The sequence below is a fragment of the Rhodococcus mengyinensis genome (assembly GCF_048381435.1).
Lineage (GTDB): Bacteria > Actinomycetota > Actinomycetes > Mycobacteriales > Mycobacteriaceae > Rhodococcus_F > Rhodococcus_F opacus_D.
On the sequence record NZ_JBLWIT010000133.1, the window covers coordinates 33,210 to 50,600 of the forward strand.

At 69.7% G+C, this 17,391-nt stretch carries 13 protein-coding genes; 11 read left to right on the forward strand and 2 right to left on the reverse strand.

The annotated features are described in order from the left end of the window. Position 1 precedes the first annotated feature (1 nt). Complete coding sequence (locus ACNJ7E_RS31285; protein WP_105421883.1) at positions 2-628, reverse strand: ArsR/SmtB family transcription factor; 627 nt, start codon at positions 626-628, stop codon at positions 2-4. Positions 629-693: 65 nt separating this feature from the next. Continuing rightward, complete coding sequence (ypfJ, locus tag ACNJ7E_RS31290) at positions 694-1,620, reverse strand: KPN_02809 family neutral zinc metallopeptidase (RefSeq protein WP_105421881.1); 927 nt, start codon at positions 1,618-1,620, stop codon at positions 694-696. Between the two features lie 143 nt (positions 1,621-1,763). Between ypfJ and aspS the strand changes: the two genes are divergently transcribed. The 11 genes from aspS to ACNJ7E_RS31345 all read left to right on the forward strand — a co-directional run bounded on the left by aspS (position 1,764) and on the right by ACNJ7E_RS31345 (position 17,389). Continuing rightward, the gene (aspS, locus tag ACNJ7E_RS31295; protein WP_418341770.1) at positions 1,764-3,572 is read left to right on the forward strand and encodes an aspartate--tRNA ligase; all 1,809 of its coding nucleotides are present in this window, start codon (positions 1,764-1,766) and stop codon (positions 3,570-3,572) included. Positions 3,573-3,642: 70 nt separating this feature from the next. Next, positions 3,643-4,614 (forward strand): DUF389 domain-containing protein, encoded by a 972-nt coding sequence (locus ACNJ7E_RS31300; protein ID WP_105421877.1) that lies wholly within the window; start codon positions 3,643-3,645, stop codon positions 4,612-4,614. Further along, positions 4,614-7,193, forward strand: coding sequence for a circularly permuted type 2 ATP-grasp protein (locus ACNJ7E_RS31305; protein WP_418341771.1), 2,580 nt, complete (start codon positions 4,614-4,616; stop codon positions 7,191-7,193). The genes ACNJ7E_RS31300 and ACNJ7E_RS31305 overlap by 1 nt, the downstream gene beginning before the upstream one ends. Then, positions 7,190-8,140, forward strand: coding sequence for a transglutaminase family protein (locus ACNJ7E_RS31310; RefSeq protein WP_418341772.1), 951 nt, complete (start codon positions 7,190-7,192; stop codon positions 8,138-8,140). The genes ACNJ7E_RS31305 and ACNJ7E_RS31310 overlap by 4 nt, the downstream gene beginning before the upstream one ends. Positions 8,141-8,205: 65 nt before the next feature. Next, positions 8,206-9,381, forward strand: a complete 1,176-nt coding sequence (locus ACNJ7E_RS31315) for a phosphotransferase family protein (RefSeq protein ID WP_009480406.1) — start codon at positions 8,206-8,208, stop codon at positions 9,379-9,381. 54 nt (positions 9,382-9,435) lie between these two features. Continuing rightward, positions 9,436-10,872, forward strand: a complete 1,437-nt coding sequence (locus tag ACNJ7E_RS31320) for a replication-associated recombination protein A (protein ID WP_016880315.1) — start codon at positions 9,436-9,438, stop codon at positions 10,870-10,872. Between the two features lie 88 nt (positions 10,873-10,960). Continuing rightward, positions 10,961-13,633 carry an alanine--tRNA ligase gene (alaS, locus tag ACNJ7E_RS31325; RefSeq protein WP_280782184.1) on the forward strand — a complete coding sequence of 891 codons (2,673 nt, stop codon included), beginning with the start codon at positions 10,961-10,963 and terminating at the stop codon, positions 13,631-13,633. 2 nt (positions 13,634-13,635) lie between these two features. Beyond that, positions 13,636-14,172: a Holliday junction resolvase RuvX gene (gene ruvX / locus ACNJ7E_RS31330; protein WP_105421869.1), complete on the forward strand. Its 537-nt coding sequence runs from the start codon at positions 13,636-13,638 to the stop codon at positions 14,170-14,172. Further along, the gene (locus tag ACNJ7E_RS31335; RefSeq protein ID WP_280782182.1) at positions 14,169-15,878 is read left to right on the forward strand and encodes an endolytic transglycosylase MltG; all 1,710 of its coding nucleotides are present in this window, start codon (positions 14,169-14,171) and stop codon (positions 15,876-15,878) included. Before ruvX ends, ACNJ7E_RS31335 begins: the two co-directional genes overlap by 4 nt. Beyond that, entirely contained in the window at positions 15,868-16,695 is an 828-nt protein-coding gene (locus tag ACNJ7E_RS31340; RefSeq protein ID WP_280782181.1) for a shikimate dehydrogenase, read from the forward strand. Before ACNJ7E_RS31335 ends, ACNJ7E_RS31340 begins: the two co-directional genes overlap by 11 nt. A gap of 34 nt (positions 16,696-16,729) precedes the next feature. After that, positions 16,730-17,389: a prepilin peptidase gene (locus ACNJ7E_RS31345; protein ID WP_280782180.1), complete on the forward strand. Its 660-nt coding sequence runs from the start codon at positions 16,730-16,732 to the stop codon at positions 17,387-17,389. Positions 17,390-17,391: the final 2 nt, after the last annotated feature.

The window sequence follows — 17,391 nt, forward strand, 5'->3', positions numbered from 1 at the left end:
GCTAGCTCTCCTCGTGACGGTTGTCGGGTGACTTGGCTTGCGCGGTCGGTGTTTTCAGGCTGGGGTGTAGTGCGACGACGAGTCGGTGCCTGCGTCCGTTCGGGGCGTTCTCGTGGTGGTATCGGGCCACCAGGTGCTTCACGGACTCGCCGAGTTCGTCGGCGAAGGCGGACCGGTCGGCCGCGGACGCGAACCGGATCTCGCTGTCGATCGCGTAGGTGGCCAGCGGCTGCCGCGCCGCGGTGGCGCCGGCGATCAACTCGCCGACCTCACGCACCAGTCGCGCGGCCAGTGCCACCAGCCAGCGGGCCGACAGTTGGTCCGGCGACCGGTCGGGATCGGGTGCGAGGGCGGCGAACGCGGCGGGGGAGATGACGTACGACGCCGCGGTGGCCTGGAAGACCCGCTCGGTGACGTTGCCCTTCTTGCGTTCCTCGACGAGTTCGACGAGGCCGTGCTCCTCGAGTGCCCGCAGGTGGTAGTTGGCCTTCTGTCGCGTCAATCCGACCGTCGCGGCGATGGAACTCGCCGAACCGGGTTCGGCCAGCGCCGCGAGCAACTGCGCCCGGACCGGGTCCAGGGAGATCTCCGCGGCGGCCGCCTGATCGATCACTGCTACGTCCAACATGCGTCAACCCTCGCACCGACGATAAATCCTGTCAAGACAAAAATAATTGTCGGTGAGTCCAGTGGTCAGCGCAGCGCGGGTGGGTTGTTCAGATCGCGCGCCGAATAGGTGTCGCAGGCCTGGACCTGACCCGTCCGGTACCCGGTGGCGAACCACTTCTGGCGCTGCTCCGAGGAGCCGTGCGTCCAGCCCTCCGGATTCACCCGGGCGCCCGCGGACTGCTGGATCCGGTCGTCACCCACCGACGAGGCGGCGGAGAGGGCGTCGTCGATGTCGGTGTCGGTCAGGGTGTTCAGGAACGGCGGCCCGCCGTCGGGGCCGGGGAGGCTGTCGGCGTAGTGGGCCCACACACCCGCGTAGCAGTCGGCCTGCAACTCCGTTCGCACCGCCGCCGAGTCGGCGCCCCGCGGGTCGGCCTGCGCCCGCCCGATGTCGCCGAGCTGATTCTGGATGTGATGGCCGAACTCGTGCGCCACGACGTACTCCTGCGCCAGCGGTCCGCCGCTGGACCCGAAACGGTCGACGAGGAGCTGGAAGAAACTGGTGTCGAAGTACGCCGTCGAGTCCGCCGGACAGTAGAACGGTCCGACCTCGCTGGTGGCGTTGCCGCAGCCGGTGTTGACCGAACCGGAGAACAGCACCACCTCCGGCGGCACGTACGCGGTGCCGGTCTGTTTCGCGAGCTCCTGCTCCCACACGGAGTCGAGACTGCCTGCGGTGAACACCACCCGGCAGTTCACGTCGCGGTTGGCGTCCGCGCCGGTCTCGCATCCGGCGAGGCCCGCGCCGGAATTCTGGGCGGAGGAATCGGTGGTGCCGCTGAGGCCGCCGAGTAGCGAGCCGGGATCGCCGCCGAGGAGCAGTGCGAGGACCAGCACGATCAGACCGCCGGCGCCGCCGCCCATCGCGAACTTTCCGCCGAGGCCACCGCCGCCCCCGCCGCCGACCGACACCCGGCCGGAGTCCATTCGGGCGCCCTCGTTGAAGGTCATGTGTCGTCGCTTTCTCTGCAGTTTTCCGGTGCGTGCCGATCGAGCCTCGCACGTGAAGCGGGTATGCGTTTCCGCTCACGCCCGGTGTCTCCGTAGGATCTCAGCCAACGAAGTAGCTTGCCCCATGTTTCGAAAGGAATCCCGTGCTGCGCACACATCTCGCCGGTTCATTGCGAGCCGAGCAGGCCCAGCAGACCGTAACCCTCACCGGTTGGGTTGCCAGGCGTCGTGATCACGGCGGGGTGATCTTCATCGATCTGCGTGACGCGTCGGGTGTCTCCCAGGTGGTGTTCCGGGAGGGCGCCGCCGCCGAGCAGGCTCACCGTCTGCGCGCGGAGTACTGCGTCAAGGTGACCGGTGTGGTCGAGGTGCGTCCCGAGGGCAACCAGAACTTCGAGATCCCCACCGGGGCCATCGAGGTCAACGTCACCGACCTCGAGGTCCTCAACGAGAGCGCGCCGCTGCCGTTCCAGCTGGACGACCATGCCGGTGAGGAAGCGCGCCTGAAGTACCGCTACCTGGACCTGCGCCGTGAGGGCCCCGGCCACGCCATCCGGTTGCGGTCCAAGGTCAACGCCGCGGCCCGCGCCGTGCTCGCGCACCACGAGTTCGTCGAGGTCGAGACGCCCACGTTGACGCGGTCGACGCCGGAGGGCGCCCGCGACTTCCTGGTTCCTGCGCGACTGCAGCCGGGCACCTTCTACGCGTTGCCGCAGAGCCCGCAGCTGTTCAAGCAGCTGCTCATGGTCGGTGGCATCGAACGCTACTACCAGATCGCGCGCTGCTACCGCGACGAGGACTTCCGCGCGGACCGCCAGCCCGAGTTCACCCAGCTCGACATCGAGATGAGCTTCGTCAACCAGGACGACGTCATCCTCCTCGCCGAGGAGGTGCTGTCGTCGCTGTGGAAGCTGGTCGGGCACGAGATCAAGACGCCGATCGCGCGCATGACGTACGCGGAGGCGATGCGTCGCTACGGCTCCGACAAGCCGGACCTGCGCTTCGGCGTCGAACTGGTCGAGTGCGCCGAGTTCTTCAAGGACACCACGTTCCGGGTATTCCAGCAGGAGTACGTCGGCGCGGTCGTCATGCCCGGCGGCGCGAGCCAGCCGCGTAAGCAGCTCGACGCCTGGCAGGAATGGGCGAAGCAGCGCGGGGCCAAGGGCCTGGCGTACGTGCTCGTCGGCGAGGACGGCACGCTCGGCGGACCGGTGGCCAAGAACCTCACCGACACCGAACGCGAGGGCCTCGCCGCGCACGTCGGGGCGAAGCCGGGCGACTGCATCTTCTTCGCCGCCGGCACCACCAAGTCGTCGCGTGCGCTGCTCGGTGCCGCGCGTGGCGAGATCGCCCGCAAGCAGAACCTCATCGACCCGGACGCGTGGGCTTTCGTGTGGGTCGTCGACGCACCGCTGTTCGAGCCGACGGCGGACGCCACCGCGAGCGGCGACGTCGCGCTCGGCTACAGCGCCTGGACGGCGGTGCACCACGCGTTCACCTCGCCCAAGCCGGAGTCGATCGACACGTTCGACACCGACCCGGGGTCCGCGCTCGCCTACGCCTACGACATCGTCTGCAACGGCAACGAGATCGGTGGCGGCAGTATCCGTATCCACCGCAAGGACATTCAGGAGCGAGTGTTCAAGGTGATGGGCATCTCCCACGAGGAGGCCGAGGAGAAGTTCGGCTTCCTGCTCGACGCGTTCGCGTTCGGCGCCCCGCCGCACGGCGGCATCGCGTTCGGCTGGGACCGCATCACCGCCCTGCTGGCCGGTGTCGATTCGATCCGCGAGGTCATCGCGTTCCCGAAGTCGGGCGGCGGCGTCGATCCCCTGACCAATGCTCCGGCTCCGATCACCGCGCAGCAGCGCAAGGAGTCCGGGGTGGACGCCAAGCCGGAGCCGAAGGGCGATGCCGCTGCGGCCAAGCCCGACGCACCCGCAGCCAAGTAGGCGGGCCCGCCGGCGCGATCTGCCGGCAGGACTCGATTGACCGGACGACGCGGAACAGCCGGGGGACACGATGTTGCACCTGCGAGTGATCTGTCCGGCCGAGCGCACCGAGGACGTCCTCGGTGTGCTCGCCGCGGAACCCGGGGCCACCCACGTGGTGGTGCTGCGCGCCGCCGCGATCGACCCCGCCGGCGACGCGATCCAGACCGACGTGGCCCGCGAGTCCGCGAACGACGTGATCGACGCGCTCGAGGCCCTGGGAATCGATCGCACCGGCGCGATCACGGTGGTGCCCGTCGAAACGGTGCTGTCGAAGTCCGCACACGACGCGGAGAAGGCGGCTCCGGGCGATCCCGCGGACAGCGTCGTGTGGGAGGAACTGGTCAGCCGGACGCGCGAGGAGTCGACACTCAACGGCACCTTCCTCGCGTTCCTCACCATCGCCTGCCTGCTGGCCGCGGTGGGTGTGGTGACCGACTCGCCGATCACCGTCGTCGGGGCCATGGTGGTGGGGCCGGAGTTCGGTCCGCTCGCCGCGCTCGCCGTCGCGCTGATGCGGCGCAAGCTCGGTCTGGCCCGGCGATCGCTGATCGCCCTGCTCTTCGGTTTCCCGTTCGCGATGGCGGCGACGCTGGTCGCGACGCTGCTGATGGAGCGGGTCGGCTGGATGGACTTCGAGAGTATCGAGTCCCTCGACCAGGTCGACTTCATCTACCGGGTCGGACCGCTCTCACTGATCGTCGCGCTCCTCGCCGGCGCGGCAGGCATGCTCGCGCTCGTGTCCGCGAAGTCGGCGGCACTCGTCGGCGTCTTCATTTCGGTCACCACCGTCCCCGCAGCGGGATTCGCCGCCGTCGCGGTCACCGTGGGCGAATGGCGCGTCGCGGCGCTGGCGGCGCTGCAACTCGGTGTCAACATGGTGGGCATCGTGATCGCAGGCGTCCTGGTTCTGGCACTGCGATTGCGCAGCGGCGGCGATCCCCGCCGGCTCCTCGAGCAGGCGCGGAAAGAGCGGTCCGTGGCACAGAGGCGGAGGGCCTGATGATCGTGTCGCCCCACGACGGCGCGGGCTACGACGAACTCTTCGACGACGGCGGCGACGTCCGGGACCCGTGGGCGGAGCTGGCCCAGGACTTCACCGGAGGCGGGCCGGACTCCGTCCGCCGCCTGCAGTCCCGCATCCGGCTTCTCGTCGACAACCATGGGATCACCTACAACCCCCTCGACGGATCGGACGCCCCGACCGTGCCGCCGCGGTGGGCGATCGACGCGGTCCCGCTGATCGTGGCGGCCGAGGAATGGGAGCAGCTCGCGGAGGGCTTCGTGCAGCGCTCCCGCCTCCTCGACGCGGTACTCGCCGATTTGTACGGACCGATGGCGCTCGTCCGGAGCGGCGCCGTGCCTGCCCGCACGGTGTTCGGACACCCGGGGTACGTCCGTGCGGCGCACGGCATCACGGTGCCGGGCCGCCATCAACTGTTCCTGCACGGACTCGACGTCGGCCGCGGGGCCGACGGCACGTTCCACGCGCTGCGCGACCACACGCAGTCGCCGGCAGGCGCCGGCTACGCGATGGCGGATCGCCGCGTCGTCGCCCGGGCGATGCCCGGCATCTACGAGAGCGTGGGCCCGCGTCCGCTGTCCTCCTTCGCCCAGTCGATGCGGCTGGCGGCGATCGACGCCGCCCCCGCGGGCACCGAGGACCCCCTGGTCGTGGTCCTCAGCCCCCGTACTCGGTCCGAGGCGGCATTCGATCAGGCGTATCTCGCGACCGTCCTCGGCTTCCCGCTCGTGGAGAGCGCCGACCTGGTGGTCCGCGACGGCCACGTGTGGATGCGCTCGCTCGGCAACCTGGAACGCGTCGACGTGATCGTCCGGCGGGTGGACGCCGACCTCGCCGACCCCCTCGACCTGCGCCCCGACTCCCGGTCGGGCGTGGTCGGGCTCGTCGAGGTGCTGCGACGGGGAGCGGTGACCGTCGTCAACCCTCTCGGCAGCGGAATCCTCGAGAACCCGGCCCTCACCCGGCTGCTCCCGGACCTGTGCCGTCGTCTCCTCGACGAGGACCTACTCCTGCCGTCGGTGCCGAGTTTCTGGGGTGGCGACCGGTCGGAGCTGTCGCACATCCTCGCGAACGTCTCGTCGATGGTGCTGCGCGCGGTGCACGGGGGGTCGCCGATCGTGCCCGCCGAGCTCGGTGCCGCCGACCGGGACACCCTGCTGGACCGGGTGCGGGCCGAACCCGAGCGGTGGGTCGGGCAGATCGTCCCGGACCCCTCGTATGCGCCGGCGGCCGACGGATCCGGGGACGTCTTCCTCGCACCGGTCGGGGTGCGGCTGTTCAACGTCGCGCAGCAGGTCGGATTCACCCCCATGGCCGGAGGTCTCGGCACGTCCCTCGTTCCCGGGGCCGAGCGCGGCGACCGGCGTCACGCCGGCGCGAAGGACGTCTGGATCCGGCTGGCCCAGCGCACCGCGTCCACCGATCCGGGGGACGCCGCCGACCGCGACGGGGAAGCCCTGCCCACGTATGCGGCGACGACGTCCGACCTGATGACGTCGCCGCGCGCACTGACCGAACTGTTCTGGATGGGCCGGTTCGCCGAGCGCGCCGAGGGTGCGGCACGCCTGATGATCGCCGTCGGCGAGAAGTACCGCGACTACCGTCTGCGACCGTGGCTCGCGGGCGGCGGAAGCCTCCCGATCCTGCTCGACACGGTCCTGCGGGTCGCCGACGCCGGGAACCGCCCGCAAGGGCCCGATCGCGGTGCCGAGGCAGGCTCGGATCCGGTTGCCGACCAGCCGCGGGTGCGCTCGGAGTTCCGTTCGCTGACGGTCGACCCCGACCGGGACGGGTCGCTCGCGCATGCGGTCCGCGGCGTCGAGCAGGCCGCGCGGGCCGTGCGCGGGCAACTGTCGAACGACATCTGGGCCGTCCTCAGTTCCGTCGAACGCGCACTCGGGCAGGTCGCCGCCGACACGGCCGACGACGGTTCCCTGCTGTTCGAGGCGCAGTCCGCCGTACTCGGCGGGATGCTCGCACTGTCCGGAGTCGCCGCGGAATCGCTGGTGCGGGACACCGGCTGGCACGTCATGGACATCGGCAAACGGATCGAGCGGGCATCCACCCTGATCGCGCTGGTGGAGTCCACGCTGCGACGGAGGACGGACCCGGCGACCGAGCGGGCGGTGATCGAATCGCTCCTCGTCGCCACGGAGAGTTCCGTCGTCTACCGCCGCCGCAATCGGAGCATCCGCCCGGCCGCCGTGGCCGAGTTGCTGCTGTTCGACGTGAAGAACCCGCGGTCGCTGGCGTTCCAGCTCGAGGCGCTCCGTGCGAATCTGGCTGCACTGCCGGACGCCTCGGGTGCGTCGCGTGCGGAGCGGCTCGTCGAGGACATGGTCAACACCGTGCGACGCGTCGACCCTGCTCGACTCGAATCGGTCGACGCGAACGGGTCCAGGAAGGAGCTGGGTGAGCTGACGACCACGATGCGCGCACTGCTGAGCGAACTGTCCGACGTGATGCTGAAAGGTCAGCTGTCGCTGCCGGGCGGCACCCAGCCGCTGTGGGGTAGCGGGACCACGTGGAGCGCCGCGCAGGGCGGGGTTCCCGCATGACCGATGTGTCGCCCCGCGCGGACGAGGCAGCGGAACGGCCGGTGCTGCGCCGATACAAGATCACCCACCGCACCACGTACACGTACTCGGGGCCGGTGTCCTCGTCGTACGGCCGGGGTTATCTCCTGCCCCGCGACACCGATGAACAGCGATGCGTGAGTTCCGTCGTCGACATCTCGCCGGCGCCCGCAGACCGTTCCACCGGGTCCGACGTGTACGGCAACCGGGACCTGTACTTCCAGGTGAGCACGCCGCACGAGGAACTGGTCGTGGCGGCCGAATCCGAGATCGAGGTCTACGGACCCGACAAGACCCGACTCGCCGCCGCACCCGCGAACGCGCCGTGGGAGTTGTCCCGCCCCGTGGGAACCGAGGGAGCGATGGCGCAGGAGTTCGTGCTCGACCTCGAACCCCCCGAGATCAGCGACGCGGTCCGCGAGTACGCGGCGCCGAGTTTCCCGCCGGAACGGCCCCTCGCCGACGCGGTGGTCGATCTCACCACGCGCATCCATCGCGACTTCCAGTACAAGTCGGGGTCGACGTCGATCTCCACGCGCGTCGCGGAGGTGCTCGAGAAGCGGTCGGGGGTGTGCCAGGACTTCGCCCGGCTCGCCATCGCCTGCCTGCGCTCGCGCGGACTGGCGGCCCGGTACGTGTCCGGCTATCTGGCGACGCAACCGCCGCCCGGCAAGGAACGGATGATCGGCGTCGACGCGACCCACGCCTGGGCGGCCGTGTGGATGCCGGGGGACCGGTGGCTCGCCTTCGACCCCACCAACGACCAGCTGGTCGACGAGCGGTATACCGTGGTCGCGTGGGGCCGGGACTACGCGGACGTGCCGCCGCTGCGCGGTGTCATATACACAGAGGCACGAAACAGCACCATTGCGGTGTCGGTTGACGTGGCGCCGATCGAAGTGCTCGCGCCGGATCAGCCGAAATGCTGAAATTCATCCGGGCTTCCGGTGGAGGACTCGATGATCCGTGTCACTAGCAGGTAAGTTGGTCCGCGATGACTGCAATACTGGCAGACCCCGTTTCAGAGGTAGTTGCCGCAGCCGAGAAGCTGCTCACCCGTCGCACAGGGGCACCCGTGACACTGGTGGATCCCGTGGATCTCGGCGGTAGTGGCCGCACCATCGTGCTCCGCGTGCGCGTGGCGGAGAATCCGTTCTCCCTTCCGCGGACGTTGGTGATCAAGCAGGTCCGCGAGGAGTCCGGGGTGTCCGGCGCGCGGGCCGTCGATCCCGACGATCTCACCGGCGACAGCCGCAGCGCCTTCCTCCGGGAGGCCGTCTCGTACCAGTTCGCCACGGCGCTGGCGACGGACAGCCGCCCCGGAGCCGAACTGCTCGCATCCGACCTCGACGCCCGGCTCCTCGTGCTCAGCGACCTCGGGGACGCCACCCCGATCAGCGCCCTGCTCGAGCACTCCGACTCCGACACCGTCACCAACACCCTGATGGCGATGGCCCAGGCGCTCGGCCGCATGCACGCGGCCACCGTGGGCCGCGAGGAGGACTTCACCGCGCTGCTGCGCCGCGCCGAGGTGGCGCACTGCGACGACACCGTGGCCGAACAGGTGGAGCGCGCGGTGCCCGCCGTGCCCGGCCTGCTGTCCGAGATCCTCCGCGTCGATGTCTCCCCGGATCTGACCGATCAGGTGGCGCGTGCCGCGAAGCTGTTCGAGAGCGGCCGGTTCCGGGCGTTCAGCCCGTCCGACCTGTGCCCGGACAACATCATCGTCAACGACGAGGGCGTGCGGTTCCTCGACTACGAGTGGGGCGGTTTCCGCGACGCCATGCTCGACATCGCGTACGCGCTGGTCTCGTTCCCCGGCTGCCTGTGCAGCATCGAACTGTCCGAGGACCGGACGCAGGCGATGATCGAGGCCTGGCGTGCGGAGGTCGTGGGGATGTGGCCTGCGCTCGCCGACGACAACGTGCTCGCCGCCCGCATGGTCGAGGCGCAGCTGATCTGGGTGTGGCTCAGCACCTACCTGTTCCTACCGGAGAACCACACCCGCATCGCCGCCGTCCGCGAGCACCACCTGTCCGTGCCGCGGTCCGAGGCGCTGACCCAGCGCTGGGACAAGCTGGCCCGCTCGGCCGATCACGCCGGGAACACGGTGGTCGCCCACCACGCCCGCGTCATCGCCGACAAGATCCGGGGACTGTCCGTCGGCTGACCCACGGTCCGGCCGGACTGGGTCGGACGGTGCGGTTCCAGTAGCGTCGAACTTGTGAGCGATCTTTTCGGTTCGGATGTCGGCGAGGACGAGTCGGCAGGCCTGTTCGAGACGGCGCAGCCCGACGAGGCGGCATCGGCCCCGCGATCGGTTCCCGGTCCCGTGTCGGTCGACCACCACGCACCGCTGGCCGTGCGGATGCGTCCCCGCACGCTCGGCGAGGTGGTCGGGCAGCAGCATCTCCTGGGCCCCGGCGCGCCGCTGCGGCGCCTCGTGGAGGGGTCGGGGGCCGCGTCCGTCCTCCTGTACGGTCCGCCCGGCACCGGCAAGACCACGCTGGCGTCGCTGATCTCGGGGGCCACCGGCCGCCGCTTCGAGGCACTGTCCGCGTTGTCCGCCGGGGTGAAGGAAGTGCGCGGCGTCATCGAACTGGCCCGCCGCCGCCTGCTCGCGGGCGAGCAGACGGTGCTGTTCATCGACGAGGTGCACCGCTTCTCCAAGACCCAGCAGGACGCCCTGCTGGCGGCGGTGGAGAACCGGATCGTGCTCCTCGTGGCCGCCACCACCGAGAATCCCTCGTTCTCCGTGGTGTCCCCGCTGCTGTCCCGCTCACTCGTGCTGCAACTGCAGTCGCTGACGGCGGACGACATCGAGAACCTTCTGGAGCGGGCGCGCACCGACGAGCGGGGTCTCGGCGGGGAGATCGAGATCGCGGGTGACGCGATGGACCATCTGGTGCGCCTCGCGGCCGGTGACGCCCGCCGGGCGCTCACCGCGCTCGAGGCGGCGGCGGGCGCTGCGCTCGACCAGGCCGGTGACGCGGACCGTCCGGTGCTGCTGGACCTCGCGACCGTGGAGGCGAGCGTCGACAAGGCGGCCGTCCGCTACGACCGTGACGGCGATCAGCACTACGACGTGATCAGCGCCTTCATCAAGTCGATCCGTGGTTCCGACGTCGACGCCGCCCTGCACTACCTGGCCCGGATGCTCACGGCGGGCGAGGACCCCCGCTTCATCGCGCGGCGGCTGGTGGTCCATGCCAGCGAGGACATCGGCATGGCCGACCCCACCGCGCTGCAGACCGCGACCGCCGCCGCGCAGGCAGTACAGCTGATCGGTATGCCCGAGGCCCGCCTGGCCCTCGCCCAGGCCACGATCCACCTCGCGACCGCGCCCAAGTCGGGGGCCGTCATCGCCGCGCTCGGTGCCGCGATGGCGGATGTCGCCGCCGGAAACGCCGGGCTCGTCCCGCCGCATCTGCGCGACGGCCACTACGCGGGGGCGGCGAAACTCGGCAACGCCGTCGGATACCGCTATCCCCACGATCACCCCGACGGGGTACTGGCGCAGCAGTATCCGCCGGACGAGCTGGTCGGTGTCGACTACTACCAGCCCACCACTCACGGCGGTGAGCGGGACATCGCGGGGCGCGTGGACAAATTGCGCGCCATCGTCCGCGGCACGAACCGTCAGGGTGGCCGGTTAAGCTGAATGTTGCCGAACTGCGCGGTGGACGCGTGGTTCGCTCCGCTTGTTCGACCCATCGTTGCCCTCGAGACAGACAATAAGGATCACTGACGTGCAGACCCACGAGATTCGCCGGCGCTTCCTCGACCATTTCGTCAAGGCAGGCCACACCGAGGTACCCAGCGCCTCGCTGATTCTCGACGATCCGAACCTGCTGTTCGTCAACGCCGGGATGGTGCAGTTCGTGCCGTTCTTCCTCGGCCAGCAGACGCCGCCGTACCCGAGGGCGACCAGTGTCCAGAAGTGTGTGCGCACCCTCGACATCGAGAATGTGGGCATCACCACACGGCACAACACGTTCTTCCAGATGGCCGGGAACTTCTCGTTCGGCGACTACTTCAAGCGCGACGCGATCAAGCATGCGTGGGCGCTGCTGACCTCGAGCGTCGACGACGGGGGTTACGGCTTCGATCCCGAGCGCATCTGGGTGACGGTCTACCTCGACGACGACGAGGCCCGCGACATCTGGCGTGACGAGGTCGGCGTTCCCGAATCGCGGATCCAGCGCCGCGGCATGGCCGACAACTACTGGTCCATGGGTATTCCCGGCCCCTGCGGCCCGTGCTCGGAGATCTACTACGACCGCGGCCCCGAGTACGGCAAGGAAGGCGGCCCGGAGGCCGACGAGGACCGCTACATCGAGATCTGGAATCTCGTGTTCATGCAGAACGAGCGTGGCCTGGGCATCAGCAAGGACAACTTCGAGATCCTCGGCCCGCTGCCGAAGCAGAACATCGACACCGGCATGGGTGTCGAGCGCGTCGCGTTCCTGCTCCAGGGCGTCGACAACGTGTACGAGACCGACCTCGTGCGTCCGGTCATCGCGAAGGCCGAGGAACTGTCGGGCCGCAAGTACGGCGCCGTCCACGACGACGACGTGCGCTTCCGGGTCATCGCCGACCACGCGCGCACCGCGGCGATGCTCATCGCCGACGGCGTGAACCCCGGCAACGACGGGCGCGGCTACGTCCTGCGCCGCCTGCTGCGGCGCATCGTCCGGTCCGCGAAGCTACTCGGTGCCGACAAGCCCAGCATGCGGGAGTTCATCACCGTCGTCCGCGACACGATGGCGCCGTCCTACCCGGTCCTCGACACCGACTTCGGCCGCATCGAGACGGTCGCGGTGGGGGAGGAGACTGCGTTCCTCAAGACCCTCACGTCCGGCTCGAAGCTGTTCGAAGGCGCCGCCGAGTCGGTGAAGGCGTCCGGCAAGTCGACGATCGGCGGCGACCAGGCCTTCGCGCTCCACGACACGTACGGCTTCCCGATCGACCTGACCCTGGAGATGGCGTCCGAGGCCGGCCTGACCGTCGACGAGGAGGGGTTCCGCACGCTGATGGCGGAGCAGCGGCAGCGCGCGAAGGACGACGCCCAGGCCCGTAAGCACGCGCACGCCGACCTGACCGTCTACAAGGAACTCCTCGACCGCGGACCCACCGAGTTCACCGGATTCCACGAATTGGTCTCCGAGGCACATGTTCTCGCGCTGATCTCGCAGGGGCAGCGGGTCCCCGTCGCGACGGCGGGCCAGGACGTCGAGGTCATCCTCGACCGCAGTCCCCTGTACGCGGAGGCGGGTGGCCAGATCGCCGACCTCGGTACCCTCACCGGCCCGGGCCTGCGGGTGAAGGTCAACGACGTCCAGAAGATCGCCAAGAAGCTGTGGGTCCACAAGGTGACCGTGCAGGAGGGTCAGCTCACCGAGGGCGACGTCGTGCTCGCGCAGGTCGACGCCGCGTGGCGCAAGGGTGCCACGCAGGGTCACTCCGGTACCCACATGGTGCACGCCGCGCTGCGACAGGTGCTCGGCCCCAACGCGGTTCAGGCCGGCTCGCTGAACAAGCCGGGCTACCTGCGTTTCGACTTCTCCTGGCAGGGCGCGCTGACGGAAGCGCAGAAGCAGGACATCGAGGTCGTCGCGAACGAGGCGGTGGCCGCCGACTACTCGGTGAACACGTTCGTCACCGATCTCGACAAGGCGAAGTCGATGGGCGCGATGGCGCTGTTCGGCGAGAACTACGGCGACGAGGTGCGGGTCGTCGAAATCGGCGGGCCCTTCTCGATGGAGCTGTGTGGTGGAACTCACGTGGGCAGCTCCTCGCAGATCGGCAACGTCACGCTGCTCGGTGAGCAGTCCGTCGGTTCCGGTGTGCGCCGCGTCGAGGCGTACGTCGGGCTCGATTCGTACCGCTACCTGGCCAAGGAACGCGCGCTCCTCGCCGGTCTTTCGTCGTCGCTGAAGGTGCCTTCGGAAGAAGTGCCTGCCCGCGTCGAAGCGCTGGTGGAGCGACTCCGCGTGGCGGAGAAGGAACTCGAGCAGACCCGCGCGCAGGCGGTTCTTGCCGCGGCGGGCACGTTCGTCGACAAGGCGCAGAGGGTCGGGCCGGTGCTGCTGGTCGCGGATGCCGCCCCGGCCGGTGTCGGCGGCAACGACCTGCGTGGTCTCGTCACCGACATCCGCGGCCGGTTCGGCACCCAGCCCGCCGTGGTCGCGCTGCTCGGCGACGTCGACGGCAAGGTTCCGTTCGTGGTGGCCGTGAACAAGGCGGCACAGGAACTCGGCCTGGCGGCCGGCGACCTCGTGAAGGGATTCGGTCCGAAGATCGGCGGCCGCGGAGGCGGAAAGGCCGACATGGCACAGGGTTCCGGTTCGGACACCAGCGGAATTGCGGCCGCCCTCGACGCTGTCCGGGGACAAGTGGCGGACAAGGTGGGGAGCCAGTAGCGGTGGATCACGCGGAACAGGGTCCGGATCGACCGGGAGCCGACGACCCTGGGCGTGGTCGGCGCATCGGCATCGATGTGGGCAGCGTCCGGATCGGGGTCGCGTCGAGCGACCCCGACGGGATCCTCGCCACCCCGGTGGAGACGGTGCCCCGGTCCAAGGATCGGGGACCCGACGCGCCGGATATCCGGCGCATTGCCGACATTGTCGAGGAATACGAGGCCGTGGAGGTTATCGTCGGTCTGCCGCAGACCTTGCGGGGTGAACGGGGGAAGGCCGCCTCGATCGCTACTGTGTTCGCGAAGCGATTGCGAAGGAAGGTCGACCCGATACCGGTGCGGATGGCGGACGAACGTCTGACGACCGTCACTGCCGCGCGGGCGCTTCGCGAGAGCGGTGTCAGTGCGAGGGGCCAGCGTCCTGTGATCGACCAGGCTGCGGCGGTGGCGATCTTGCAGGGATGGTTGGACGAGCGGAGCAGGTCGGTGAATGCAGGGGATTCAGGTGGGGACGTGCAGCTACCGGAGGGGGGCCAGTGAGCAATCATCGGCGACCCGCAGGTGAGCGACCCGAATTCGAGTACGTCCCCCGCGAACCCCGACGGCACCGCTACCTCGACGAGGACGACGACCACGTCGACTACGCGCCGCCCCCCGAGGACGACGACGTCGTCACTACGGGGCGCCACGCGGTGGTGTACGACGACCGTGAATTCGACGAACCCCACGCCGACTACACAGAGCCGGTGTACGAGCAGCCCGCGTACGAGAACCCGGTGTACGAGCAGCCGTTCGACCCCGAGCCCGTCTACGAGGACGGATACGGTCCCCGTTCGTACGGCGACGCCCGCGCCTACCGGGCACCGGCAGCCGACGAGCACGCGTACGACGAGCCCGCCTACGCCGACGAGCCGGTGCACGTCGACGAGCAGTACGAGGCCCACACCTATGCCGACGACCGCTACGGCACACCGCCCGACGAGCCCGATGTCGCGTTCGCGGAGGCCGAGACACAGATAATCTCCGCGATCCCCGAGGAGATCCCGCCGACTCGCGCCCACGCCCGCACGCAGGCCCGCCGGCGCAAACAGGCCACGGGACGCGCACGCAGGGGCAAGCTGTTCGGCGCCCTCGCCGCCGCGACGGTCCTGATAGTGCTGGTCGGCATCGTGTTCGTCGGCGGCAAGATGTTCTTCGGCGGTCCCGACGCGCCCGCGGACTACGCGGGCCCCGGTGGTCCCGAGGTGGTCGTGCAGGTTCATCCAGGCGACACCGCCGAGGAGATCGCCTCCACTCTGGCCGAGCGGGACGTCGTCGCCAGCGGATCGGCCTTCTTCAACGCCGCGGTCCAGAGCAACGCGATGAACTCGGTGCAACCCGGCTTCTACAGCCTCTCGACCCAGATCCCGGCAGATGACGCCGTGCAGGAACTGGTCGACCCCACCTCCCGCGTCGGGCAGATGATCATCTCCGAGGGCAGGCAGCTCCACGACACCACCGATGTGCAGACCGGGGCCAAGAAGAAGGGGATCTACACCCTGATCTCCGAGGCCAGTTGCGTCGGTGAGGCCGGCCAGGAGCAGTGCATCAGTTACGACGATCTCAACGCCGCCGGCGCGGGCGACCTGTCCGCGCTCGGGGTACCCGACTGGGCGAAGGACGCGGTCGCCGGCGTTCCGGACCGGGACCGCCAGCTCGAGGGGCTCATCGCCGCGGGCAGCTGGGATTTCGACCCGACCGCCGGTCCCGCCGCCATACTCCAGAGGCTGGTCACCGAGAGTTCCGCGAGCTACGAGAAGACCGGCATCCTCACCGCGGGCAACCAGGTCGGACTCACGCCGTACAAGATGCTGATCGCCGCGTCCCTGGTGGAACGGGAAGCGATGCCGGACGACTTCTCGAAGGTCGCTCGCGTCATCCTCAACCGGCTCGCCGTCAACCAGGCGTTGCAGTTCGACTCGACGGTCAACTACGCGCTCGACACGACCGAACTGGCCACCACCGACGCCGACCGCGCACAGGTGACACCCTGGAACACGTACGCCAGCCCCGGTCTGCCCGCGACGCCGATCTCCTCGCCGAGCATCGGGGCGTTGCAGGCGGTCGAACAACCGGCGCCCGGCGACTGGATCTACTTCGTGACGGTCGATTCGAAGGGCACCACACTGTTCACGAAGAGCTACGACGAACACCTGGCCAACATCGACCAGGCTCTGAACAACGGGATTCTCAACAGTGGACGATGAAGTGGTGACCGCACGCAAAGCTGCGGTGCTGGGCAGCCCGATCGCGCATTCGCGCTCGCCGCACCTGCACCTCGCGGCGTATCGGGCGCTCGGTCTCACCGGGTGGACGTACGACCGGATCGAGTGCGACGGGGCGCGACTGCCCGGCCTGGTGTCCGGGCTCGGCCCGGAATGGGTCGGACTGTCCGTCACGATGCCGGGCAAGATCGCCGCACTCGAATTCGCGTCCGAGCGCACCGAACGGGCCGTGGTGATCGGCTCCGCGAACACCCTCGTCCGTATCGAGGGTGGCTGGCGTGCCGACTGCACCGATGTCGACGGGGTCAGCGGTGCGCTCACCGCGGGTGGTGTCGGAACCATCGCGGGCGCCGAGGCGGTCGTCGTCGGCGCCGGGGGAACGGCCAGACCCGCGCTCGTGGCGCTCGCCGACATGGGCGTGAAATCGGTGACCGTGGTGGCACGCGACGCGGGTCGCGCGGCAGGCGCACTGGGGTGCGCGGAATCGGTGGGGCTCGACGTCCGGTTGCTCGGCTTCGACAGCCCGGAACTCGGTGCCCGGTGCGCGGCGGCCGCCGCGCTCGTCAGCACCGTTCCGTCCGCCGCGATCACCGAGTACGCGGACATTCTCGGGCGGGCGCCGTTCGTGCTCGACGCGATCTACGACCCGTGGCCGACCCCGCTGGCAGCGGCCGTCGAGGCGGCGGGCGGCACCGTCGTCGGCGGTCTCTCGATGCTTCTGCACCAGGCGTTCGGGCAGGTGGAGCAGTTTACCGGTCGCCCGGCGCCGCGCGAGGCGATGGCGGCCGCTCTCGGCTAGTTGTCCACAGGCCGGACCGCTATCCACAGGTCGATTGTCGTGCCAGGTCACGGTGATCCACACGGTGATCCGGTCACGCATGCTGCTCGGCATGTGGTGGCTGATCGCGGCGAGTGTGGTGGCGGGTGCGGGTGCGGGCTGGGCAGCCCGCCGGACGGCCGGTCTGTTCGTGGGCACGGTGCGGGCGGGCTGGTGCGAGGCGGTGTGCGCGGTCGGCGTCCCCGCCACGGTCTGGGCCGGTACCACCGCATCCGCACTGTGGGTGCTGCCGTGTGCGCTCGTGTTCTGGTGGTGGTGTGTCAGTCTCGCCGCCACCGACCTGTGTGCACGGAAGCTGCCGAACCCGCTGACCCTGCCCGGATTCCTCGCGATCGTCGGCGTCGGCGCCGCGACCGGATCCGCGGCCACAGCCGTGATCGGCGGGTTCCTGTTGGCGTCGGCGTATCTCGCCCTGTACCTCGGCGCACCCGGGGCGGTCGGTGCGGGTGACGTGAAACTCGCGCTCGGGGTGGGCGCCGCCGCCGGGCTTGCCGGGGGAGAAGCCTGGGTGCTCGCGGCCGGGCTCGCGCCGGCGCTGACAGCGCTGGCGGGCTGCATCGTCCTCGCCGCCCGGCGTTCGCCGAAACCGCTCCCGCACGGCCCGGCCATGTGTGCCGCGACACTGGTTGCGCTGTTCGCCGTGCACATCGCGTGAAC